Source organism: Clostridium sp. 'White wine YQ' (genome assembly GCF_028728205.1).
GTDB lineage: Bacteria > Bacillota > Clostridia > Clostridiales > Clostridiaceae > Clostridium_T.
In genome coordinates, this window is sequence record NZ_JAQYUU010000001.1 from 569091 (window position 1) to 591814 (window position 22724).

The 22724-nt window shown below is 29.2% G+C and carries 29 protein-coding genes; 25 read left to right on the plus strand and 4 right to left on the minus strand.

Annotated features, from left to right (window positions below; genetic code table 11):
* The first annotated feature begins 2 nt into the window (after positions 1 to 2).
* The 12 genes from PTZ02_RS02660 (at position 3) to PTZ02_RS02715 (ending at position 10325) form a co-directional block, all read left to right on the plus strand.
* Complete coding sequence (locus tag PTZ02_RS02660) at positions 3 to 1163, plus strand: ABC transporter substrate-binding protein (RefSeq protein ID WP_274226272.1); 1161 nt, start codon at positions 3 to 5, stop codon at positions 1161 to 1163.
* 17 nt (positions 1164 to 1180) lie between these two features.
* Complete coding sequence (locus PTZ02_RS02665) at positions 1181 to 2074, plus strand: branched-chain amino acid ABC transporter permease (protein ID WP_274226273.1); 894 nt, start codon at positions 1181 to 1183, stop codon at positions 2072 to 2074.
* A 2-nt stretch (positions 2075 to 2076) separates the two neighbouring features.
* Complete coding sequence (locus PTZ02_RS02670; RefSeq protein ID WP_274226274.1) at positions 2077 to 3135, plus strand: branched-chain amino acid ABC transporter permease; 1059 nt, start codon at positions 2077 to 2079, stop codon at positions 3133 to 3135.
* Positions 3135 to 3905, plus strand: coding sequence for an ABC transporter ATP-binding protein (locus PTZ02_RS02675; RefSeq protein WP_274226275.1), 771 nt, complete (start codon positions 3135 to 3137; stop codon positions 3903 to 3905). The genes PTZ02_RS02670 and PTZ02_RS02675 overlap by 1 nt, the downstream gene beginning before the upstream one ends.
* The gene (locus PTZ02_RS02680; protein ID WP_274226276.1) at positions 3898 to 4611 is read left to right on the plus strand and encodes an ABC transporter ATP-binding protein; all 714 of its coding nucleotides are present in this window, start codon (positions 3898 to 3900) and stop codon (positions 4609 to 4611) included. Before PTZ02_RS02675 ends, PTZ02_RS02680 begins: the two co-directional genes overlap by 8 nt.
* Before the next feature lie 163 nt (positions 4612 to 4774).
* Entirely contained in the window at positions 4775 to 5410 is a 636-nt protein-coding gene (locus PTZ02_RS02685; RefSeq protein WP_274226277.1) for a hypothetical protein, read from the plus strand.
* A gap of 81 nt (positions 5411 to 5491) precedes the next feature.
* On the plus strand, positions 5492 to 6319 hold the full coding sequence (locus PTZ02_RS02690; protein ID WP_274226278.1) for a VanW family protein: 828 nt from the start codon (positions 5492 to 5494) through the stop codon (positions 6317 to 6319).
* A 138-nt stretch (positions 6320 to 6457) separates the two neighbouring features.
* Positions 6458 to 7000, plus strand: a complete 543-nt coding sequence (locus PTZ02_RS02695) for a sigma-70 family RNA polymerase sigma factor (protein WP_274226279.1) — start codon at positions 6458 to 6460, stop codon at positions 6998 to 7000.
* 1 nt (position 7001) lies between these two features.
* A complete protein-coding gene (locus PTZ02_RS02700) occupies positions 7002 to 8339 on the plus strand; it encodes a DUF4179 domain-containing protein (protein WP_274226280.1) in 1338 nt (445 codons plus the stop codon).
* 223 nt (positions 8340 to 8562) lie between these two features.
* Positions 8563 to 8721 (plus strand): GNAT family N-acetyltransferase, encoded by a 159-nt coding sequence (locus PTZ02_RS02705; RefSeq protein ID WP_274226281.1) that lies wholly within the window; start codon positions 8563 to 8565, stop codon positions 8719 to 8721.
* 1 nt (position 8722) lies between these two features.
* On the plus strand, positions 8723 to 9337 hold the full coding sequence (locus PTZ02_RS02710) for a class I SAM-dependent methyltransferase (RefSeq protein WP_274226282.1): 615 nt from the start codon (positions 8723 to 8725) through the stop codon (positions 9335 to 9337).
* Between the two features lie 91 nt (positions 9338 to 9428).
* Complete coding sequence (locus tag PTZ02_RS02715; RefSeq protein WP_274226283.1) at positions 9429 to 10325, plus strand: hypothetical protein; 897 nt, start codon at positions 9429 to 9431, stop codon at positions 10323 to 10325.
* 23 nt (positions 10326 to 10348) lie between these two features.
* Here the strand turns inward: PTZ02_RS02715 and PTZ02_RS02720 are convergent, their stop codons facing one another.
* Positions 10349 to 10993: a serine/threonine protein kinase gene (locus PTZ02_RS02720; protein ID WP_274226284.1), complete on the minus strand. Its 645-nt coding sequence runs from the start codon at positions 10991 to 10993 to the stop codon at positions 10349 to 10351.
* A 231-nt stretch (positions 10994 to 11224) separates the two neighbouring features.
* Here PTZ02_RS02720 and PTZ02_RS02725 point away from each other — a divergent pair, with 231 nt between their 5' ends.
* The 11 genes from PTZ02_RS02725 (at position 11225) to PTZ02_RS02775 (ending at position 18497) form a co-directional block, all read left to right on the plus strand.
* Positions 11225 to 11980, plus strand: coding sequence for an SDR family oxidoreductase (locus PTZ02_RS02725; RefSeq protein WP_274226285.1), 756 nt, complete (start codon positions 11225 to 11227; stop codon positions 11978 to 11980).
* Between the two features lie 51 nt (positions 11981 to 12031).
* Positions 12032 to 12562, plus strand: a complete 531-nt coding sequence (locus PTZ02_RS02730; RefSeq protein WP_274226286.1) for a GNAT family N-acetyltransferase — start codon at positions 12032 to 12034, stop codon at positions 12560 to 12562.
* 103 nt (positions 12563 to 12665) lie between these two features.
* Positions 12666 to 13121, plus strand: a complete 456-nt coding sequence (locus PTZ02_RS02735) for a GNAT family N-acetyltransferase (RefSeq protein ID WP_274226287.1) — start codon at positions 12666 to 12668, stop codon at positions 13119 to 13121.
* 4 nt (positions 13122 to 13125) lie between these two features.
* Positions 13126 to 13674: a GNAT family N-acetyltransferase gene (locus tag PTZ02_RS02740; protein ID WP_274226288.1), complete on the plus strand. Its 549-nt coding sequence runs from the start codon at positions 13126 to 13128 to the stop codon at positions 13672 to 13674.
* A 19-nt stretch (positions 13675 to 13693) separates the two neighbouring features.
* Positions 13694 to 13873, plus strand: a complete 180-nt coding sequence (locus PTZ02_RS02745; protein ID WP_274226289.1) for a hypothetical protein — start codon at positions 13694 to 13696, stop codon at positions 13871 to 13873.
* A gap of 35 nt (positions 13874 to 13908) precedes the next feature.
* A complete protein-coding gene (locus PTZ02_RS02750; protein ID WP_274226290.1) occupies positions 13909 to 14487 on the plus strand; it encodes a DJ-1/PfpI family protein in 579 nt (192 codons plus the stop codon).
* 145 nt (positions 14488 to 14632) lie between these two features.
* Entirely contained in the window at positions 14633 to 14932 is a 300-nt protein-coding gene (locus tag PTZ02_RS02755; RefSeq protein ID WP_274226291.1) for a hypothetical protein, read from the plus strand.
* Between the two features lie 87 nt (positions 14933 to 15019).
* Complete coding sequence (locus PTZ02_RS02760) at positions 15020 to 15535, plus strand: GNAT family N-acetyltransferase (protein WP_274226292.1); 516 nt, start codon at positions 15020 to 15022, stop codon at positions 15533 to 15535.
* A 32-nt stretch (positions 15536 to 15567) separates the two neighbouring features.
* The gene (locus PTZ02_RS02765; protein ID WP_274226293.1) at positions 15568 to 16830 is read left to right on the plus strand and encodes a siderophore synthetase; all 1263 of its coding nucleotides are present in this window, start codon (positions 15568 to 15570) and stop codon (positions 16828 to 16830) included.
* Between the two features lie 15 nt (positions 16831 to 16845).
* Positions 16846 to 17901 carry an alpha/beta hydrolase family protein gene (locus PTZ02_RS02770; protein WP_274226294.1) on the plus strand — a complete coding sequence of 352 codons (1056 nt, stop codon included), beginning with the start codon at positions 16846 to 16848 and terminating at the stop codon, positions 17899 to 17901.
* An 80-nt stretch (positions 17902 to 17981) separates the two neighbouring features.
* Entirely contained in the window at positions 17982 to 18497 is a 516-nt protein-coding gene (locus PTZ02_RS02775; RefSeq protein ID WP_274226295.1) for a YcxB family protein, read from the plus strand.
* A gap of 41 nt (positions 18498 to 18538) precedes the next feature.
* Here the strand turns inward: PTZ02_RS02775 and PTZ02_RS02780 are convergent, their stop codons facing one another.
* Both PTZ02_RS02780 and PTZ02_RS02785 read right to left on the minus strand, forming a co-directional pair.
* Positions 18539 to 19972 carry a DUF4179 domain-containing protein gene (locus PTZ02_RS02780; protein ID WP_274226296.1) on the minus strand — a complete coding sequence of 478 codons (1434 nt, stop codon included), beginning with the start codon at positions 19970 to 19972 and terminating at the stop codon, positions 18539 to 18541.
* Complete coding sequence (locus PTZ02_RS02785; RefSeq protein ID WP_274226297.1) at positions 19972 to 20535, minus strand: sigma-70 family RNA polymerase sigma factor; 564 nt, start codon at positions 20533 to 20535, stop codon at positions 19972 to 19974. The genes PTZ02_RS02780 and PTZ02_RS02785 overlap by 1 nt, the downstream gene beginning before the upstream one ends.
* Positions 20536 to 20681: 146 nt before the next feature.
* On the opposite strand from PTZ02_RS02785, the gene PTZ02_RS02790 reads away from it, so the two are divergent.
* Complete coding sequence (locus PTZ02_RS02790; protein WP_274228057.1) at positions 20682 to 21293, plus strand: hypothetical protein; 612 nt, start codon at positions 20682 to 20684, stop codon at positions 21291 to 21293.
* A 210-nt stretch (positions 21294 to 21503) separates the two neighbouring features.
* On the opposite strand, the gene PTZ02_RS02795 is transcribed toward PTZ02_RS02790, so the two are convergent.
* Complete coding sequence (locus PTZ02_RS02795) at positions 21504 to 22181, minus strand: metal ABC transporter ATP-binding protein (protein WP_274226298.1); 678 nt, start codon at positions 22179 to 22181, stop codon at positions 21504 to 21506.
* Positions 22182 to 22401: 220 nt separating this feature from the next.
* On the opposite strand from PTZ02_RS02795, the gene PTZ02_RS02800 reads away from it, so the two are divergent.
* On the plus strand, positions 22402 to 22722 hold the full coding sequence (locus tag PTZ02_RS02800) for a PadR family transcriptional regulator (protein WP_274226299.1): 321 nt from the start codon (positions 22402 to 22404) through the stop codon (positions 22720 to 22722).
* Positions 22723 to 22724: the final 2 nt, after the last annotated feature.

Here is a 22724-nt window from a genome sequence, read left to right on the forward strand (position 1 = left end):
TTATGAAAAGAAAGATATCATTACTTTTGGTACTAGCTATCTCAACTACATTTACTTTAGCAGGATGTAAAGCTAAAACAAAAACAAGAGTAGATAGTGATGTAGTTAAAATTGGAGTATTTGAACCAATGACGGGAGCAAACGCAGCGGGTGGACAACTTGAAGTTGAAGGGGTAAAGCTTGCAAATAAGTTATATCCAACAGTACTCGGGAAAAAAGTTGAATTGGTTTTTGTAGATAATAAATCAGATAAGGTTGAAGCTGCAAGTGCAGCAGCAAACCTAGTGGAACAAGAAAATGTTAATGCAATAGTGGGAAGCTGGGGAAGTGGTAACTCTATGGCTGCAGGTGATGTTGTTATGGATGCAAAGGTTCCAGCTGTAGCAGCATCTGCTACTAATCCACTGGTAACAGCAGGAAATGATTATTATTTTAGAGTATGCTTTATAGATCCTTTTCAAGGAACTGTAATGGCTAAGTATGCTGCTGAGAAACTAAAGGCAAAAAAGGTTGCAATCCTTCAAGAAGTTTCAAGTGATTACTCAGTTGGAATATGCAAGTTTTTTACTGATTCTTTTATTAAGTTGACTGGGGATAAGAATGCTATTGTAGCAAAAGCAAATTATAATACTGGAGATCAAGACTTTTCTGCACAACTAACTAATATAAAAAGTAAGAATCCAGATGTTATTTTTGCACCAGGTAACTTTACTGAAGGAGCATTATTAATAAAACAAGCAAGGCAACTTGGGATAAAAACTCCTATAATTGGTGGAGACACTTGGGAGACACCAGAATTTGTTGATATAGGAAAAGATGCAGTGGAGGGAACAGTATTTTCAACCTTCTTTGCAAGTGAAACTCCTATAACAGAAGAATCGAAAACATTCTTAGATTCATATAGAAAAGAATATAAGAAAGAACCAGCAGCAGTAACTGCGCTATCATATGATGCCTACATTTTAATATTAGATGCAATTAAGAGAGCTAATTCCACAGATCCAGTAAAAATAAGGGATGAAATAGCAAAGACTAAGAATTTCCCAGGAGCTGCAGGAATGATAACAATAGATGAAAATAATAATGCAGTAAAAGATGCAGTATTAAAACAAGTTAAGAATGGTAAATTTACGTATCTCGATACTATAAAACCGGATAAATAAAAATAGGTGGTGAAATTATGACTTTTAGTATATTTATGCAACATTTAACAAATGGAATTTCTCTTGGTAGCCTGTACGCACTTATTGCCATAGGTTACACAATGGTTTATGGAATATTGAAACTTATAAATTTTGCTCATGGAGATATTTTTATGATGGCTACTTACTTTGCATTTTTTGGAGTAGCTACATTTAATCTACCTTGGTACTTTGCTTTCATTATAGCAATAGTTATAACTGCAGTACTTGGTATGACTATTGAATTTACAGCTTATAGACCGCTTAGAAGTGCACCTAAAATTTCAGTGTTAATTTCTGCAATTGGTGTTTCCTTCTTACTTGAAAATCTAGCTATTGTATTATTTGGAGGAATGCCTAAAGCCTTCCCTACACCAGATATATTTACGAATGTTGTTACTATAGGAGGAGTATCTATTCAAAATCTTACCTTCATAATTCCTGTTGTTACAATAGTATTATTATTTGTTCTTTTATACTTAGTTAATCATACAAACGTTGGTATGGCTATGAGAGCTGTTTCTAAGGATGTGGATACAGCAAGGCTTATGGGTATAAACGTAAATAGAATAATATCCTTTACCTTTGCTATTGGTTCAGCATTAGCTGCAGTTGGGGCAATGATGTGGTCAGTTAAGTATCCACAAATAATTGCAACCATGGGAATAATCCCAGGCCTTAAATGCTTTATAGCTGCAGTTATAGGGGGAATAGGTGATATCAAAGGAGCAGTTATTGGGGGCTTCATATTAGGAATTGGTGAAATTATGATAGTTGCCTTCCTTCCAAGCTTAACTGGATATAGAGATGCCTTTGCATTTATACTTCTAATAGTAATATTACTATTCAAGCCTACAGGTATAATGGGCAAAAATTTAGCAGAGAAGGTGTAAGTATGAGAGATAAAAGAAAACTTTTAAATATAGGACTTATTTTAATTATATTTCTATTACTTTTAGCTGCCAATACTGGCTTGGATTCATATAAAATAAGAATTTTAAATTTATGTGCAATATATACAATACTTGGATTGAGCTTAAATTTAATAAATGGATTTACAGGTATGTTTTCACTTGGACATGCAGGATTTATTGCTATAGGGGCCTATACAACAGCGCTTCTAACAATGTCTGAGAAAGTAAAGAACCAAAACTTCTTTTTAGAGTCTTTGGTAGCACCACTTAATCATATACAAATTCCATTTTTACCAGCGTTAATCATTGCAGGATTAGTTTCTGCATTAATAGCATTTTTAATTGGAGCTCCTGCATTAAGACTTAAAGGTGACTATTTAGCAATTGCTACATTAGGATTTGCAGAGATTATAAGAATAGTTATAACTAATGCTCAAAATGTTACTAATGGTGCACTTGGGCTAAGAGGTATTCCACATAAAACTAATTTATATTGGAGTTTCGGTATAGCAATATTTACTATTATAATTATAGTTTCACTTATGAATAGTTCTTATGGAAGAGCATTAAAATCAATAAGAGAAGATGAAATAGCAGCTGAAAGTATGGGAATAAGTTTATTTAAACATAAAACCATCGCATTTACTATAGGAGCATTTTTTGCAGGTGTTGGGGGAGGACTTTTAGGAAACCTGATGGGAACTATAGATCCAAATATGTTCAAGTTTGTTTTAACATTTAATATACTACTCATAATTGTTATAGGTGGAATGGGAAGCGTAACTGGTACAGTAATTTCAGCTTTTGTAGTAACAATTCTAGGAGAAGTTTTAAGATTCTTAGATATGGAGAAACATTTTAATTTTGGTATTATAAGCTTTAATGGAGTTCCAGGATTGAGAATGGTAGTGTTCTCAGCAATACTTATGGTTATAGTTCTTTTCTTTAGAAATGGAATAATGGGAACAAAAGAGTTTTCTTGGAAAGGAATATTTAAAAACTCAAGTGATAAACCTCTAACAGAAGGAGGAAGTAAATAATGGCATTATTAAAGGTTGAAAATGCAACAATGCAGTTTGGAGGACTTACTGCAGTTAATGATTTTAATTTAGAAATAAATGATGGAGAGATTGTTTCTTTAATAGGTCCAAACGGAGCAGGTAAGACAACAGCTTTTAATATGATAACAAATGTTTATACTCCAACAAAGGGAAAGATCATATTAGAAGGAAATGATATTACTGGTCTTAGACAAGACCTTATAACACAAAAAGGAATAGCTAGAACTTTCCAAAATATTAGACTTTTTAAAGATTTATCAGTACTAGATAATGTTTTAATAGCAAATCATGTTCATATTAAATCTAACTTCATGGAAGCAATTTTTAATCTTCCTAAATATAAAAAAGAAGAAAAAGAAATGGTTGAGAAGTCTATAGAATTATTAAAAGAAGTAGGGCTAGAAAGTTTAAAGTATGAAAAAGCAACTTCACTTCCTTACGGAAAACAAAGAAAGCTTGAAATAGCAAGAGCACTTGCAACTAATCCAAAGCTTCTTCTACTAGACGAGCCTGCAGCAGGTATGAATCCAACTGAAACAGATGAACTTACAGACTTCGTTAAGGAAATAAAAGAAAAGTTTAAGTTATCAATCTTTATGATAGAACATCATATGCAAATGGTTATGAGTTTATCAGATAAGATTCAAGTTTTTGAGTATGGAATTACAATTGCTGAAGGAACACCTTCTGAAATACAAAATGATAAAAAGGTTATAGATGCATATTTGGGGGTGTCTGAAGATGATTAAAATAGATAACTTGGTAGTGTCTTATGGTGGAATTGAGGCATTAAAAGATATTAGTTTAGAAGTACCAAGCGGCAAGATAGTTACTTTAGTTGGAGCTAATGGTGCAGGTAAAAGTACTACTTTAAAGTCAATCGTAGGACTAGTAAAACTTAAAAGTGGAAGTATTAGCTATGAAGGAATAGATTTAACTAAATTAAGTACTGAAAAGATGGTTGAGAAAGGTATTGCTTTAGTTCCAGAAGGAAGAAAAGTTTTCACTGATCTTACAGTACTTGAAAACTTAAAGATAGGTGCATATTCAAGAAAAGATCGTAAAGAAATATCAGAAGATCTTGAAAATGTATATTCTTTATTCCCAAGATTAAAAGAAAGAAGCTGGCAATTAGCTGGTACCCTTTCAGGTGGAGAACAACAAATGCTTGCTATAGGAAGAGCTCTAATGTCCAGACCTAAATTAATAATGATGGATGAGCCTTCACTAGGTCTTGCACCTATTATAGTAAAAGAATTATTTGGAATAATTAAAAGAATAAAAGAGGAAGGTACAACAGTTCTTTTGATTGAACAAAATGCTAATGCTGCATTAAAAATAGCGGATATAGGTTATATTATGGAAACTGGTAAAATCACATTAAAAGGCTCAGGAGCTGACTTGTTGAATAACGATGAAGTTAAAAAAGCTTACCTTGGCGAAAGTGTAAAGTAAATATTAGAGAAAACATTAGAGAAACTCCTTATGGAGTTTCTTTTTCTTAAGAAATAATTAATTAATGGCTTATGGATAAATTGAAAAAAATGTATTATAATGTAAATGAATATTGTATAATAATTTAAATTTATGATTAAATTGGGATTTGAGGAAAATATAAATGAAGAAAAAAATAATAACAATTCTATTAGTAGTAGCTAGTGTTTTTACTGTAGCTTGTGGAAATAAAACGGCTGATAGTGCACAAGGTAATAAAAAAAATACAGAGAGTGTTTCTCAAACTGATGATAAGAATAATTCAAGTTCTGAAGAGACTAAAACTAATACAACAGATTCAAGTAGTAATAATAACAAAGCTCAAGAATCTATTAAGAATACATCAACTCAATCAACAAATAATCAACAAGAAGAGAGTTTCTATGGCAATTGGGTAGCTAAAAAGCAAATAGGAACTTTAGTGGCGACTGCTCTATCAAGCAAGGATGTAGAGAAAATAATAGGTAGCAAATTTAGTTTTTCAAAGGAAAGTGCATCTTGTTTTGGAGATTCCTTAGATGATATGAAACATGTTGCAACTAATCCTAAGTATGAAAAAAAAGTAATAAATGAAAATGATTTTGGAATTAATTTCAGAACAAATCTAACCTTTAAGGACTTAGAAGGAGAGAATGGAACAGTTACTGAAATATCAGCAGTGGATGCTTCTGGTAACGGGTCAACGTTTTTAATTAAAGATAATAATACACTTATATTATTTGGCGGAGGAGTTTTTATAGAACTTGACAGAATTCAATAAATATTAATGACAGCTAGCTGCAGTTCCTATCTAAAGTTAGACAATAATATGTTTATAAGAAATTGTTATTAGGAGTTTTGTATGGGATATATTGAGAGGAAGCCTATTAATCGTTCAAAACTAAGATTATATTTTGGAAAGAGATATTATGACATAAAGAGATTTATTGAATGGCATTTCAGTAATAAGAAATTCTCAAAACATCTAAATGAAGAGCTTTATCAAAATATTATTTTTCAGCATAGAACACCTCTGCTTAGAAAATTAAAAGGAGTAGATATGGGGTTGCAAATTAATAAGATTCAAAATCTTAAAATAGCAACTAAAAAGATAAATGGATTAGTAATAAAACCTGGTGAAACCTTCTCATATTGGAAGCTCATAGGAAGACTAACTTATAAAAAAGGTTATTTAGATGGTCTAGTGCTATATCCAGACGGAACTTTTAAGGCAGGAGTAGGAGGTGGGCTATGTCAGCTATCTAATTTAATATATTGGATGACATTGCATACTCCATTAATAGTTACAGAAAGGCATAGGCATAGTCATGATATATTCCCAGATTCAAATAGAACTCAGCCTTTTGGTTCAGGAGCAACTTGTTCATATAGTTCATTAGATTTACAAATATTTAATGGAACTAATAGTGACTTTCAGCTTGTAGTTTATTTAACTAAAGATGAACTTGTTGGAGAATGGAGAAGTTCAGAATCTTCTATGCTACAATATGAAGTTTATGAAAAAGAGCATTCAATAACACCTGGGCTTTGGGGTGGTTATATAAGGAACAATACTATTTATAGAAAAGTATATGATAATATAGGATTTATTAAGGATGAATATATCACTGAAAATCATGCTTACATGACTTATAATCCATATTTAAATGGTATGCAGAATGTAAATTAATTTTAAGTACTGCTATGTATTATAGTAAAATTAACCTAACTAATAATTTTAGTTAGGTTAATTTTTTTTTAAAATAGAGAGAGAGTTTAAAAATTTGATACGTTTATATAATTGAATAACTATTAGGAGGTGAATTGTTTGAAGATTGATGATAATAATCTAATCCAAGAGCTAATTCAGAAAAATGAAAAAGCATTGGATTATTTAGTTGAGAGATATGGTAACCTTTTATTTAAAGTTTCCTATTCTGTTTTAAATGATAGAGAGACAAGTTTAGAATGTATGAATGATTCATTACTTAGAATATGGAGTAATATTAAATCATTTAAAGGAGACTATAAGAATTTTGTTAGCTGGATAATTGTAATCACAAAAAGAATTGCAATAGATGAATTAAGAAAAAAAGATAAAAGAGCCATATCGACCTTAGAAGATTTTATGATAGCAGATGAGATATCCTTAGAAAAACAATTAGAACACAAAGAAACGAGAGATAGAATTTTGAAGGAAATAGATACAATGGAGGATATAACACGAGAAATATTTTTAAGAAGATTCTTTGTAGAGGAATCAATTGTGGACATTTCTAAAAAATTAGGTATGTCAGTTTCAGCAGTATCAAATAGAATTTTTAGAGGTAAAAAGAAATTGGAGTTTTTATTTAGAGAGGAGGTAATTTAGAATGGATGATTTGGAAATCATGAGAATATCCCAAGGACTAGATTTAAAGGAAGAGGATTTTGAAAATATACAAGTTGAGTTAAATGAATTTGAAATAAATAAAACTAAGAAAATATTAAGAGAAAGAATAAAGAAGGATTCAATAAATAGTAGGTATAATAAACGTTCGGTAAAAAGATTATCTGTAGCAGCTTTAGCTTTAGCTTTTATTTCAATATCTATTATACTTTTATCCAAGCCCGCATTTGCAGAAAACATTAAGCTTCTAGATACGGTTTATGAAAAACTAGGATACTATAAAGAGTATAAAGATTTTTCAGAGATGGTTGGACAGACCCAAGAGAATAATGGATATTCTTTTACTATAGATAAGGTAGTAGTTACCCCAACTAAAGCGGTAGTTGCAATAAGAGTTAACTCCAAAAATGTTTTAGATAAGAATAAAGAAACCTCATTGCTTAGCAATCTCACAATTATGATGGATTTTCCTGAAAACCAGCCAAAGTCAGGTTCAGGTGGACAACATGTAGAATATATTGATGAACATAATGCACTTTTAGTTAATGAAGAAGAAATTCAAGGAGGAACCTTTAAAAAAAGAGGGGATTTTAAATTGCACATTCATTCTTTTGGTTTAGATGGTGTAGAAAAGGTGAGTGCAGACTTTAACTTTAAGGTTGATTTTAGTAAATCTTTTGCAATGGTTATGAATACGAGAATAGATAAAATGCTTCAATTTGGAGATGAAAAGATATATTTAAAAGATATGCAAAGTACAGTTTTAGGAACAATTATTAGATTTACCACAGCTGATTTAGAGAAGTGTGGCAAATTTTTAATTGAAGTTGATGGTAGTGTATATAGATTTATTAATTGGGGGACAAGTGATGATGGCGGGCATGCATTTATTAAGGAGTTGACCTATGATAAAGTAAAAAGTGCTAAAAGTATAAAAGTTATTCCAATATATATTGAGAATATAGATGAAAATCCACAGGATTTAAATAACGATGACATAGAAATAACTGAAGCAATGAATTTACCACAAAAATTAGGGCTTTTAAAGGAGTCCCAAGGAGAAGTATATAGAGTTGATAAAACAGAAAATAAAATAAGAGTATATTACTGTAATGGAGAAAAAACATTAGCAGAACTAGGTTATATATATATTTACGGAGAAGATGAAAATGATTTTGCCCTAAGTACTATTGGAAAAGACCCAAATAGAAAAGATGGATATTATATTGAAAGAGAAATACAAGGAAATAAGAAGTATTATATAAGAAAAACAAGGTCTGGGCTTACAATGAAGACTGGAGATGGGATAAATATAAAATAACACTTGAGGGTAGTTCGGATGATATCGCTGAGCTATCCTTATTATTCTATTTATGGTAAAATTAAAAATAAATTATCGGTATGTGGGTTGTTTACATGAATATAGAATTACTTTTTTCTGAGATTCCAAAGCTTCAAGGAGAAACTATAATATTAAAATCTGTTAAAGAATTGTTTCGTATTTATTTGAACGTATTAATCTAAATAGAATAAATGCTGAAGTTATGTTAGAAAACAGTCCATCTAAAAAAGTATTAATGAAAAATGGATTTTTAAAAGAAGGGACTATAAGACAGGGAAATTTCTGGCCAGGTAAAGGTATTGTAGATTTAGAGTACTATGGACTACTTAAGGAAGATTATTTAAAAAATAGGAGAGGGTAGTATGAGTTTTGATGAATACGCAAAGAACTGGGACACTGATATTAGAATTAAAAGAGCTAAAGTAATATCAAATGAAATAATTAAATCAATAGATATCAGAGAGGGCTATAGAGCTATGGAGTTCGGATGCGGTACAGGACTTATAAGCTTTAATATTTATGATGAGTTTAAAGATGTTACCTTAGTGGACTCTTCTCAAGGAATGATTGATATAGTAAAAGATAAAATTACTAAGTATGAAATAAATAATATGACTCCATGTAAAATAGACTTACTTAATGAGGAATTTACATCAAAGAATTTTGATGTAATATTCAGTTCTATGGTATTGCACCATATAGAAGACACTTCTAAAATAATAAAGAAATTTTATGAGCTATTAAATACAGAAGGGACCCTTTGTATTGTAGATTTGGATAAAGAAGATGGAAGTTTTCATAAAAATGAGCCTGATTTTAGGGGACATAATGGCTTTGAGCAAGAGGAACTTAAAAATATCCTACTAAAGAATAGCTTTAAGGATATTGAAGTAAATACATTCTATAAAGATAAAAAAGTAATAGATGATAAAGAAATTGGATATTCATTATTTTTGCTTAAGGCACGTAAATATTAATAAAATACACTTATAGCATAAGTCTATTTATTAAACCTGTGAAATATATTCTAACTATAGTAATAGAGTGAAAAGGCTGATGTAGTTAAATATGGCAAATGGAAAGAGAAGTATCATAGGTGGAAAATTAATAAGGATAAAAATTAATGGAAATACCATTAATTCAAGAGTAGATGAAGGTGTAGAAAAGTATTTTAGACCATCTAAATTACCTATAATTAATACAAAGGAATTTCATTATAAATTTTATGAGGATATAGATAAAACTAGTGAATTACCTGACTATTTATTTAAAACCCCAGAAGATACTATAATTAATTATTTTAGCATTTTAAGAGAAGCCTCAAACTATGAAGAAGGTAAAAAAGCAGGCTGTGGGTCAATTGGAGATACTAGAGCACCATATCCAATTGCATATAAGTTTTCAACTAAAAACTATCAGGATAGGATAAGTTATGATAAGTATCTACAATCATTTAAAAATATACTCCATATAAACCTTTTGAAGTTAAAACGGTTAGAATCAGATAAAGAGCATCCTGAAGCCCTAAAATATTTTGTGGAATTTGAAACGATAGAAGGATCAGAAAAGGATGCAACTTATTTTGCATACTATTATGGATACTTATATCTAACTAAGACAGATGAAAAGTATCTAATAGATGATATGATTTTTTATGGAGAAAATTATCTATGTGCTCCTTATCATGGATGGTCTTATATTGGAGAAAGTGTAGTTGATATAGAATATGGATACTGGTGTAATTTAGTTCAAAAAAGGATGCCATCAGAAGATGAAGGATATATAAAAAAGGTACCCTTTAAAGGAACAGATGGGAATCTCTACATGATTGAATTTATTAAATTAACCAACGATACAGATTTGAAAATTGGAGAATATGAAAAAGCAGAGAATGGTATGTGGGAACCTATAACTATAAACCCAGAGGAATGTTTAAAGAAGAAAAAACTAAATTATAGTAAATAAAAAAGGCTTGTAATAAGCCTTTTTTATTTAAATAGACCCTTAAAAAATCTATAACTCTTCCTTATAAAATTTAAACAAAAATTAGGGATAGCAGGATGACGCTTATAAAAGAAAGGAATATATATTGAGTAATATGCTTTTTTAAAGTCATCCCAATGGGAACAAACTTCTAATTTTAAGAAGTCAGAAACATCAACAACTACACCTTTATCATCAACAATCATAACATTTTTAGCATGTACATCATGAGGAGAAAGCCCAAGATTTTTAGCATAGTCTAATGCATAATCTATGTCTTTAATAATTCTTTCTGGAATTTGTATTCCTTTGTTTATGCAATTATATAATGTTTCACCATTGAGTCTTTTAAGAATTAGATAATTATCTGTATAATAGTAACATTTTGAAAATGAAGGATGATCTTTTATTCTATTATAAACTTCTACCTCTTCTTTAATTCCAGGTCTTCCAGGAGCATATATTTTAACAACATACTCTGAAAAATCAGGGTGGATTATACCAGCTGCATAATTTCCAACTCCTAATAGAATCCATGGTTTTGGTAGGTTATTAACAAGAATTGGATCATGAGGATTTACACTTTTTATATCTAAATTAGGTAAAAGCATATTATCAATGTTATGAACTAAATTAGTCACATAATTCATAGAAAAATCTCCTATCTTAAGTTAAATATGATTACTCATTATTATACGTTAAGGCTTGTATAAGTGAAATAGGTAAGTAGTTCAGAGAAAAAATATTAATAAGGTTATTATTCACCTATCATTTAAATATACATATATTCCTTAAATTGTTATAATAATTATAATATGGAAGAAGAGTTGTTCGATAATATCAACAAGAACATATTAATAATAAAGAGGTGCAAGTTAATTGTGGGAACAGTGATAATAACTGGTGGTAATGATGGCATTGGATATTACATGGTAGAGAGATTTTTATCTGATGGTAAGAATGTAGCGGTCCTAGATATAGAGTTAAATAAAATAACAGAACTAATGAAGCAGTATCCAGATTCACTAGTAGGATTTCAATGCGATATTAGAGATGTAGTTAAATTGAAAAGCTGTTTAAATGAAGTAGTCAAAAAATTTAAAACTATTGATTATGCTATACATAACGCTTGTATGTGTATATTTAAGAGTTTAGAAGAGTTATCATATGAAGAATATAACGAAGTTTTTCAAGTTAATTTCTATGGGGCAATTAATTTAACTAAAGAAGTTTTACCATATATGAAGAAGCAAAAAAACGGAAAAATATTTTTTACAAGTTCAGGGGTTGGTGTTACTGGTTTTACAAATATAAGTTCTTATGCATCAAGCAAAGGTGCAATAGAGTCATTTGCTAAATGTATGAATATTGAATATGAATCAAGCGGCATTAGTTTTCATATATTACATCCGCCATTAACTAGAACAAAATCTTCAGAGCCACTACCAGTACCAAAAGAGTTTAAAGCAGATGCCTGTAAGGTAGGAAATGGACTTGCTAAGAATATAGATAAAAATAAGTTTATTATTTGTCATAGTTTTTCTCAAGCATTACAAACAAAAGTGGCATATTTGTTTCCACTATATGTTGGAAGAATGATGGCTAAGATGACTTCAAGAGCAAAGGTGAAAGAGTAAATATTAAAGAGTGAAATGAATTTTTATTATATTCATAGAGAGGAAATAAGCATGATTAAAGGGGAAAATGTTAACTTGAGACCAATATGCAAAGAAGACTTTGACTTAATATATACTTGGAATACAAACCAAGAATATTTAGGAAAATATATGGATGCAGAAATGAGAGTAAAAGATTCAGCACTAGCAGATATGGAAAGGGCTGTAGCATCTAACAGAATATCATTCTTCATAATTGAAGATAAGGAAGGCCGTGCCATTGGTATAATTAATTATCTTAATTCTATGGCAACAACTGAAGCCTATGATTTTGGAATATTAGTAGCTAATAATGATAAAAAAGGAAAAGGCGTAGGAACAGAAGCATTAAATCTTTTTATAGATTATATATTTAATACTAAAAATATAATGAGGCTTCAATTTATCACAAGAAGTGATAATTATGGAATGAAAAAACTAGGTGAAAAGAGTGGATTTACTCTTGAAGGCACTCTAAGGAAATATAAATTTGAAAATGGAGATTATAGAGATTATTGTCTATATGGAATCATTAGGGATGATTGGAGAAAACTTATTAAGTAAAGGATGTATATGAGTTTTTTCCTTTTTATCAGCAGTTTAAGGATGGACCAATAAGAAAACTTAAGTTTGTTCCAATAGAATCCTTAAATGAGTAGGAGGAATTATGAATATTTCAATAATTGAAAAGGATATTAATGAAATTAATCTAATAAAACCATTATGGAAAGGCCTCAATTCAGTACACTTAGAAAAATCAATTAATTTTAAAGAGAAATATATGAATTTTACTTTTGAAAAAAGAATGGAATCAATACATGCGAAAGCTATTAAAGGAATAATTAAGATTGATGTAGTATTAGATTCTGATAGCGATAGCTATGCTGGATATTGCATAAGTTCAATTGAAGATGGAAGAGGAGAAATTGAATCAATTTTTATTCATAAGGATTACCGTAAATTTGGACAAGGAAAAAAGCTAATGCTGAGAGCTCTTGAATGGTTTAATAAAAATAAGGTTAAAGATATTTCAATAAATGTAGTTTATGCAAATGAAGAGGCACTACCTTTTTATGAAAGCTTTGGTTTTAGTATTTCAAATTATATATTAAAAAGGAGATAGATATATGAGCAAGGATATCTTAAATAAAATTAGATTAAAAAATGGAGAAGAGCTTGTACTTAGGGAACCTAATGTAGAAGATGCAGAAGCTATGATTAAATATCTAAATACTGTTGGCGGAGAAAGTGATAACCTTTTATTTGGTAAAGATGAATTTAGGCTTACAGTAGAGCAGGAAAGAGAATATCTTAAAAATGTAAGTAATGATGTAAATACCTTAATGGTTTTAGGAATTATAGATGACACAATTATAAGTGTTTCTCATTTAAGTGCATCTAATAGAAAAAGGATAGCTCATAATAGTGAAATGTCCATTTCTGTAAAAAAAGAATATTGGGGAATGGGTATAGGAAGTGCAGTTATGACAGAACTAATAAATTTTGCAAAGACTCATGAAAATATCAAAACTATAAGCCTTGGGGTTAAAGCAAGTAATAAAACTGCAATCAAACTTTATGAAAAGTTTGGTTTTGAACGAGTTGGAATGCATAAAAACTTCTTCAATATAAATGGGGAATTTGATGATGAGTACCTTATGGATTTATATCTTTAGTTTATTTTAGGAGGGCAATATGGACATTAATATATCAACAATAGTAATGACAATAATAAATATTTTAGTTTTAATAGCAATTATAGCAATTATTTATTCTGGAATAAAAAGCTTTAGATCTTTTATAAGAAGGAATAAGGAAAATGATAGGAAGCTTGATATGATACTAAGTAAATTAGATGAGCAGAAAAATAAGTAATCAACATACATTCTAATGTGAAAGGAGAAATATAAATGAGTAGGATATTAGTTTTTATTTTTGATGGAATGACTGACTATGAAATAACATTTATAACTCATCTTTTAAGTTCAGATGCTGGAAAGGAGATAATTACAATATCATATACAGATGAGCTTATAAAAGCTAAATCTGGATTTGTGTACAAGCCTCACAAATTGGTTAGAGATATGCTAGATGAAGATGTTGATGGATTAATTATTCCTGGAGGATGGTATGGTGAAACTAAACCAGAATTAATGGATTTAATAGAAAAATTAAATTCAAAGCATAGGCTTATTGGTGCAATATGCGGAGCTGGAACTGTATATCTTGCAAAGTCAGGTATTTTACAGAATGCAAAATACACAACACCAGTAGTAGAGTGGACAGAGAAGCATGCTGAGGTATTTGGAGAAAAAGATCCTTTCCCAAGAAATAATTTTGTTTCAGAAAGAGTTGTAAGAGACAAGAATATTATTACTGCGCATGGAACGGCATTTGTGGACTTTGCAGTTGAGATATGTGATTGGTTTGACTTATTTGAGGGGGAAGAAGAAAAAAATAATTTTGTAAAAAGTATTAAAGGAAAATAGTAAACTTAAAATGAAAAATCAAAATACATATTTAGGGTGGTTTTTATCTTCTATAATTGATAAAAATCACCTTACTTTATTGGTATAATTACATAAAATATTGGAAAAAACTAAAGGTAAAATAATATGTATATGAGGTAAGATCATGGATTATTTAATTTTATTTATAGTAGCAGCATTCTCAACCATAGTTTTTTCAATACTTATTAATGTATTTAACAATAATGTTATAGGTATTTTTATACCCATTCAAAAACATACCCAAAGTCTTAAGAGGAAAAGATTGTATAGCAATATGGCAAGCATAATATTTATATTAATAGCAATAAATATTGCCTGGTTTTTTAAATTAGGAAATGTTGGATCAGGGTTAGTTTTGGGTGCATTTATAGCATTAAACGGGGTACTTTTTGGTAGTGGATTTGGGTCTGATTTAAAAAGTTAAAATAGTTATAGAAATTTTATTTGAAGAAATAGGAAAATTAATGTAAAATACTTGTAATTACAATAATTTTCTAAGGAGTGATGAAATGTGAAGGTAGAACTAATGAGACCCAAAATTGAAATGGAAAAGGAATATTTTGATTTCATAAACGAATGGAAAGAGTATGGACAAGATATTGTTCCTTATTCAGCAAGACTTCTTGATATGGATTATAAAGGCTGGCTAGAAAAAACCTATAAAAACGAAAAAGAAGAAACATGTCCAAAAGATTTTGTACCTGCGCATACATATTTTTTAATTAATGAGAATAAAAGAATTTTGGGTGCTATAAATATAAGGCATCGCTTGAATGATTATCTATTAAATTATGGGGGACATATTGGCTATGGAATTCGCCCAACTGAGAGAAGAAAAGGATATGCAGCAGCAATGCTAGAACTAGCATTACCAATAGCTAAAGAACTTGGAATTAATAAGGCATTAATAACATGCGATAAAAACAACCTTGGGTCAGCAAAGACAATTATGAATAATGGTGGCGTTTTAGAAAATGAGGTTAAGGAGGCTGGAGAAATAACTCAAAGATATTGGATAAGCTTGTGATTGAATAATTAATAATAATAGGAGCTTTAGGAATGAGATTTAAAGCAGAATTATTTGATGAATTACAATTTATGTTTGAAAAAAATAAATTTAATGATCATGTTCTTCATTGCATTATAAACTTTAATGGGAAAATAGATAAAGTGATATTGAAAAAAGCTATAGAAATGACTCTAGATATTATCCCAATTCTAGGAAGTAGATATGTTGAAGGCAAGAATAAGGCATATTGGATAAAAGAAGATAAATTAAATTATAAAGAAATACTTAAAGTTGTAGATAATGAAGAAGAGTTTAACGATTTTATAACTTCAAAAATTAATGAGTTTAAAGCAACACAAGTGAAGGCATGCGTATTTTGTTCTAAAAATGATTCTTTAGCTATAAATATGAATCATATGATATGTGATGCCGCAGGTTTTAAGCAGTATATGTATTTGCTATGTGAGATATATTCTAACTTAACAAGAGAACAAGCATATAAACCAGAATTCGTAATGAATGGTGATAGAAGCATAGATAGAATTACAGGCAAATTCACCTTAAAAGAAAATATAAAAGTTTTTGTTACCCAAAATAGCGAAAGTAATAAACAATTTAACTATACATTTCCCTTAAGTTCTAACGAAAAAAGACTTCCCTTTATTATAACCCATAATATTTCTAAGGATAGATTTCAGTTAATTAAAGTTTATAGTAAAAAGAATAAAGTAACTATAAATGATATAGTGCTAGCAGCCTACTATAGAGTTATGTTTAAAATTTTAGAAGTACAAAATGGAAATGAACTTAATATTCCTATAATGATTGATATGAGAAGATATTTAGAAGAGAGGAATATTGATGCTTTATGCAATTTAGCATCAACAGTAATTACTAGTTTGAAGTTTGACTCACAAGAGAGCCTTCTAGAAACTGTGAAAAGACTTAGTGTGAGTATAAATAAGAAAAAGGTTAATCAACTTGGATTAAATGGATTTGTAAAAATTTCAGCGATATACAAAATATTTAGTTATAAAAACTTTAAAAGACTACTAACTTTTGGGTTTAAACACCCATTAATTGCTATGACTAATATAGGAATTCTAGATGAAGACAAGCTATGCTTTAAAGGAACACAAATAAAAGATGCCTATATGTGCGGCTCTATAAAATATCCACCATATTTTCAACTTGCAATAAGTAGTTATAAGGAAAGTCTTACCTTAAGCGTCAATTTATATGGAAGTACTAAGGATAAGGAAAGAATTAAAGAATTCCTTGAGTTATTAGATAATGAATTCCCTAAACAATAATATTTGGAGGTTAAGATGTTTAAAAAGGTAACACCTAAAAAAATAGCAATTTTTGTTTTAGTAGTTTTCATTTTATTAAATGTTGGTATTTTTATTACAGTGACAGTTTTATCTAAACAAACATTCGGAACTAGATATGATACTAAGATAAAATACAATTATCAAGACTTTAAAGGAATGATAAGAACTGAAAACTCATTTAAAAGTAATGAAGGACAAAATTTAAAGGGCTATGTATATTCAAAGCAAGAAGAAACAAAACCTAAGGCATTAATTATTTTATCTCATGGCTTTGGAGGGGGAGGGCATAATTCATATTTGCCTCAAATATATTATTTCATTAACAATGGATATTGGGTTTTTGCATATGACGGTACAGGCTGTGATGAAAGTGAAGGAAAAAATGTTAGAGGATTACCCCAAGCTGTAATAGATTTAGATTATGCAATAAAGTGCGTTAAGGAAGAGAGTAATTTAAAGAATTTAAAACTTTTACTTTATGGACAATCCTGGGGAGGTTATGCTGTTACAACAGTTGGAAATTTAGATAATAATATTTCAGCAGTAGTGTCACTTTCAGGCTTTTCTAATGTTACAGATTTATCAGTAAATCAAGCAAAAGGTATGATAGGACCAATAGCTTCAATTATATCTCCATATGTAAAGCTATATAATTATATTGGTTTCGGAAAGGTAGCAAATTATACGGGTGTAGGTGGACTAGATAAGATTAAGTCAAATGCCAAGGTAATGATAGTACAAAGTGAAGATGATAAAGTAGTAAGTTATAATAATTTTACAAAATACAAAAATACATTTGGTGATAATAAAAATTTTGAATTTATAAGTTATAAAGATAGAGGTCACTCAGTTGAACTTTCACCTGATGTTACAAATGAAGTAAAAGAAGAAGTGGCAGCATGGAAGTCTTTAGTTAACGAAAAAGGTGAAGAAAATATACCAGAAAGTGAAAAGGATGAATTCTATAAAAATTATTTAAGCACTAATGTAAAAATAGATATGGATCTTATGAAAGAAATTGTAAAGTTTTATGATGATGCTATAAAATAATAAAAATATTTAAGTGAAAAGGTTTTTATGATAAAATTATGTTAAGAAAATAACAAAGGATGATAAGGGGAGTAGATAGCTTGGATTCAAAAAAAGAAGTTAAAGTTAAAGGTAAACTAACACTGGAGGACTATAAAAAGCTCACTTCATATTACATGGGAAGATTATCAAAGCAGATGCTTATAGTTGTATATCTATTATTTTTAGGTGTATATGGAATAATCTTTTACAAAAGATATGGAATTCCTTTTGTATTAATAGCAGGGGTGTTTGGAACCTTAGTAGTGTATTTAGCTTTATATATTGCTACAAGACAAAGAATTAAAAAGACTTTTAAGAAAGATACAGCACTTAATAATGATTTCGTATATACAATAAATAAAAAGGGTGTACATGTTCAGTCTGAAAGAGGCGGGGACATCTATTATTGGAAAGATATTACTGAAGCAACAAATCATAAGGATTTATACATTTTAAATATTCCTAAGGTAAAAACAATATTAATACCTAAGAATTTTTTTGGTGATGAAGATGAGACGGAAGCATTTAAAAAGATAGTTGCCAATAATATTAAAGGAAAAAATAATATTGAATAGTTTAAAAGCCATCCATATATACAAGGATGGCTTTTAGTTTATTATTTGTTAAGCTCGATATTGAATTTTAAATCATCTCTAAATTCATAATTACTTAGATCAGATGTATAGATGGTATAGTTCTTATTTTTATCAAAAGCGGGATAGCTAATAGTAAATTCATTAGGGTTCTTTTCATCCCTATGAAGTGCAGGGAGTTTAGGGGATAAAATATTGCCAGCCTCATCTTTTACATGTACTTCATTGGCTTGAGTAAATGGTGCCTTACCTGTAGCAGTAAATCTTATAATTGTAATGCTATTTTCTGTTTTTACCTCGCTAATAACTATCTTACCAATGTTTCCTTGAACAAGTTCTATTGGGAATGTATCATCCATAACTTTAGATATTTCTTTGGTTTTATAACCTTCTATAGGGGTAGTTACTTCCTTTCCATTAACTATATGAGTTTCACCACCTCCAGTAGATAGGATATTACATGGAATAACGGTTAAGTACTTAGGAATTTCCTTCATGTTCTTAAAGTTAAATTCTCCAGTGAAGGTTTTAGAATTTAAGTTTGATTGAGAACCTCCACCTGTCCAGCTAAGTTCATTTCCTTTGTCATCGTATACTATCCAGCTACCATAGTTCCATTCACTAAAGGTATTACGTCTTTCATAATTTTTAAAAGTTCCGTTTACAAAAATTGATGTATCTATTGGTGAAAATACTACCTTATCTACATTAACATTTGTTCCGTCTGGAAAAGAAATTTTGTTTGTAGGATTAAATACTATGCTGCTTTTTGTTAGTTCCTCTTTTGATACTCCAAATGCAAAGTTCCAAGTTCCTTTGTTTCCCATGATATCATCTATATTTAAGTTTACATTAAACATCTTAGAATCCTGTGGTAAAGCCGTATGAATATCTTCATTTGCTACATAAGTGTAATCATCAACGTAATAACCCATTATGCTGCCAGTGGAACCATTTTGAGTACCATTAACCTTTAGAAATTTACTAAGTCCAAAGGTTTCTAAATCTTTGATTTTTTTATCACTTTTTATTGTATAGGTTATGGCAAATTTAGAATTATCAGCTAACACCTCATTGATAGTAAAGTCTATTCCATTATTTGAGACAGTTTTATTAACCATTTGAGTATATTTAATATATTCTCCGTGATTGTCAAATCTATCATTAATCGACTGAACAATATAATTTAAAGCAGGAATTTTTTCTGCAAAGGCAGGAGTTGCTGTTTCAATACCTATTAGTGAGACTATGGCTATAGCTGCAGCTGCAGATACATATTTAAGAGGCTTATGAAATTTATTTTCTTTTATTTTCTTTTTAAGATTTTTCTTTATTCTTTCTTTTTGAAGAGTTTGAACATCCATTTCAAATTCCTCAAATTCCTTTTCATCTATTTTTACTTCATTAAATAACTTGAAAATATCTTTTTCTTGCATTTTAGAATCTATATTATTCATTAAATTACTTCTCCTTTCAACGGCATAAGTTTTGCTTTTAACTGTTTACGACCTCTTGAAAGCTTTTTATCAATTATATTTCTATCTACACCGAAAGACTTTGCTATATCACAAACATCTTCGTAGAGAAAATATCTGCGAATAAATATTTCCTTGTCCTGAGGATTTAGAATGTTTAAACTCTCTATAATTTCTGTTCTATTCTCTTTAGAAATAAGTAGATTTTCTACATTTACTTCATCAGGCATAACATATTCATCTAAAGCTTCAGAAGTATTTAATCTATATAGCTTTCGCTTATAATCAATAGCTTTATATTTTGAGATTGCTGTAATCCAATATTTAAAGTCACCTTTCTCTTCATCAAAGCTCTCAATGTTATTCCATATAGAGAAGAATATATCATTTACACATTCCTCTACATAGTTAGCATAAAAACTTGAATTAAGCACACTGTGCGCAACCTTAAAAACTAGATTACTATAGGTATCAACCATAAAATCTAAGGCCTTAGTATTTCTTAATTTAATTTGTTTAATAAAGTTTGTTTCATTTATAGTCACATTTTTTCCTCCTTTAAGAAGCTTCTCATAAACAAATACGTTAAAAGGAATAATTTTCTGACCTAAAAAAATCACATTTTATAAAAATTATAATATAATAGAAGATTAAATGGTATAATAGACTAAAAAAGGCAGGTATACAAATGATAGACGAAAATATTAAATTAGAAGGACTAAGTGCGAAAGAAGTATGGGAAGCGCTATATAATAAAGAATTAAATTCAAAGAAAAATATATTAGAGTATATTGAGCTCACAAAGATATTAAAAAAGGATGATATTGATAGCAACCAGATTCAAGATACATATAATTTTATTTATGATAGTATTGATAAAATGGGTAATACCATAAAAGTGAATACAAATATGTTTTTAAAAAATCAATTAAAAGCACAATTAGGTAAGTATGTTAAAGACAAAGATCCAAAACCAGTTAATTATTTTATTGAATTCTTTAAAGAGGCATATCCACCACATGAGAGAAAGAAAGATTTTACTTGGGTACTTATGGATATAAATAAGATAACTGAGGAGCAGATTTGGACTACACTAACTTATATAAATTCAGGATGCATAAAAGGTAACAAGTTAAGTCATAACCAAATTAGAGACACTATAGAAATGGTAGAGAAACTTATAAATAAAAATAATATAAAATATGTTAATAGGGTAAAAAGTTTGGAAAAACTTTTAAATGTATTAGGAATAAAGATAGTAAATGTAAATGATAGATTTAAAGTTAGAAGAATATTTAGATAAAAAAGAAGCAGATTTCTCTGCTTCTTTTTAGTTTTTAGGAAAATATAAATAGGATATGCTAGATAGCTATTTATTTTAAATTCCTAAAATGCCAAAGGAGTGTAAAAAGCTGAAGGAATTCTCTCTATGATTTAAATAGAAGAGACTTTTTACATTTATATACTATGCAAATCAAACTAATTTGGACCTATATAAATAAGTTTAAAAAATTTATAATATAGGAACCTTTTTATCATTTGATCCTAAATACTCATTAACATAAGTTTCAGGAGTACATAAGTGTCCTTTGCCAGCAGATATGTGATATATAAGTGATGAATTTTTCATAGCTGCAGTAAGATTATGTTCAATTGAAATCACAGTTATATTTTTTTCTTCATTTAAGTTTTTAATTATTGAATAAATTTCTTCTTGACTAGTCACATCAATACCTGTTGAGGGTTCATCTAATATAAGCAAATCAGGATCTCCCATCAATGCTCTAGCAATAAATATTTTTTGACACTGTCCTCCAGAAAGATTACCTATAAGTGAATTTTGATGATTAAGCATATTTACCATTTCTAAGCTTGTTTGGACAATGTCCATGTCTTTTAATTTTAATAATTTTTTATAAGAATTAAGAAGTTCGTATACTGTTATAGGAAACTCAGAATTGATAAAATCTGATTTTTGAGGTACATATCCTATTCGATTACTTGAAATAGTAATAGATCCCCTACTTGGTGATAGCAGCTTTAAAATTAGTTTTATTAATGTACTTTTTCCTGAACCATTTTCACCTAAGATTGAAATGTATTCTCCATTATTTATAGTTAAGTTAATATCACTTAGTATGTATGGAGGTAAATTATTATAAGAAAAATATAGATCTTTAATTTCTATCATATTATTCCTCCTTAGTCTAACATAATCTTATTTTTTTCAAAATATGAAGCTCTTACTTATATTATATATTTAAATTGCTAATTAAAAAATATTTTAGAAATTAATTACAAAAAGTTGTTGCAAAAACTATCGGCTACCGATATAATATTAATATAGAATATCGGTAGCCGATATATTGGTAACGGATATATCGTCAAAAGTAGTAATGGAGGAATGAGAAATGCCAGAAAGTTCAGAAAGAGGAGCATTAACTGAAGCCGTATACTATATACTTCTTTCAGTAAATAAGCCTCTTCATGGTTATGGAATAATGCAATTAGTAAAGGAAATGAGTAATAATAGAGTGAATCTAGGACCCGGAACACTATATGGAGCTATTAATACTATGCTTTCCAAATCGTGGATTAAAATACTAGAAAATAATGTGGATAGTAGGAAAAAAGAATATATTATTACAGACCTTGGTAAAGAAATTGTGAGAAATGAAATTGAAAGATTAGAAGAACTTATATTAAATGGTAGAAGGGTAATGGAGGGATAATT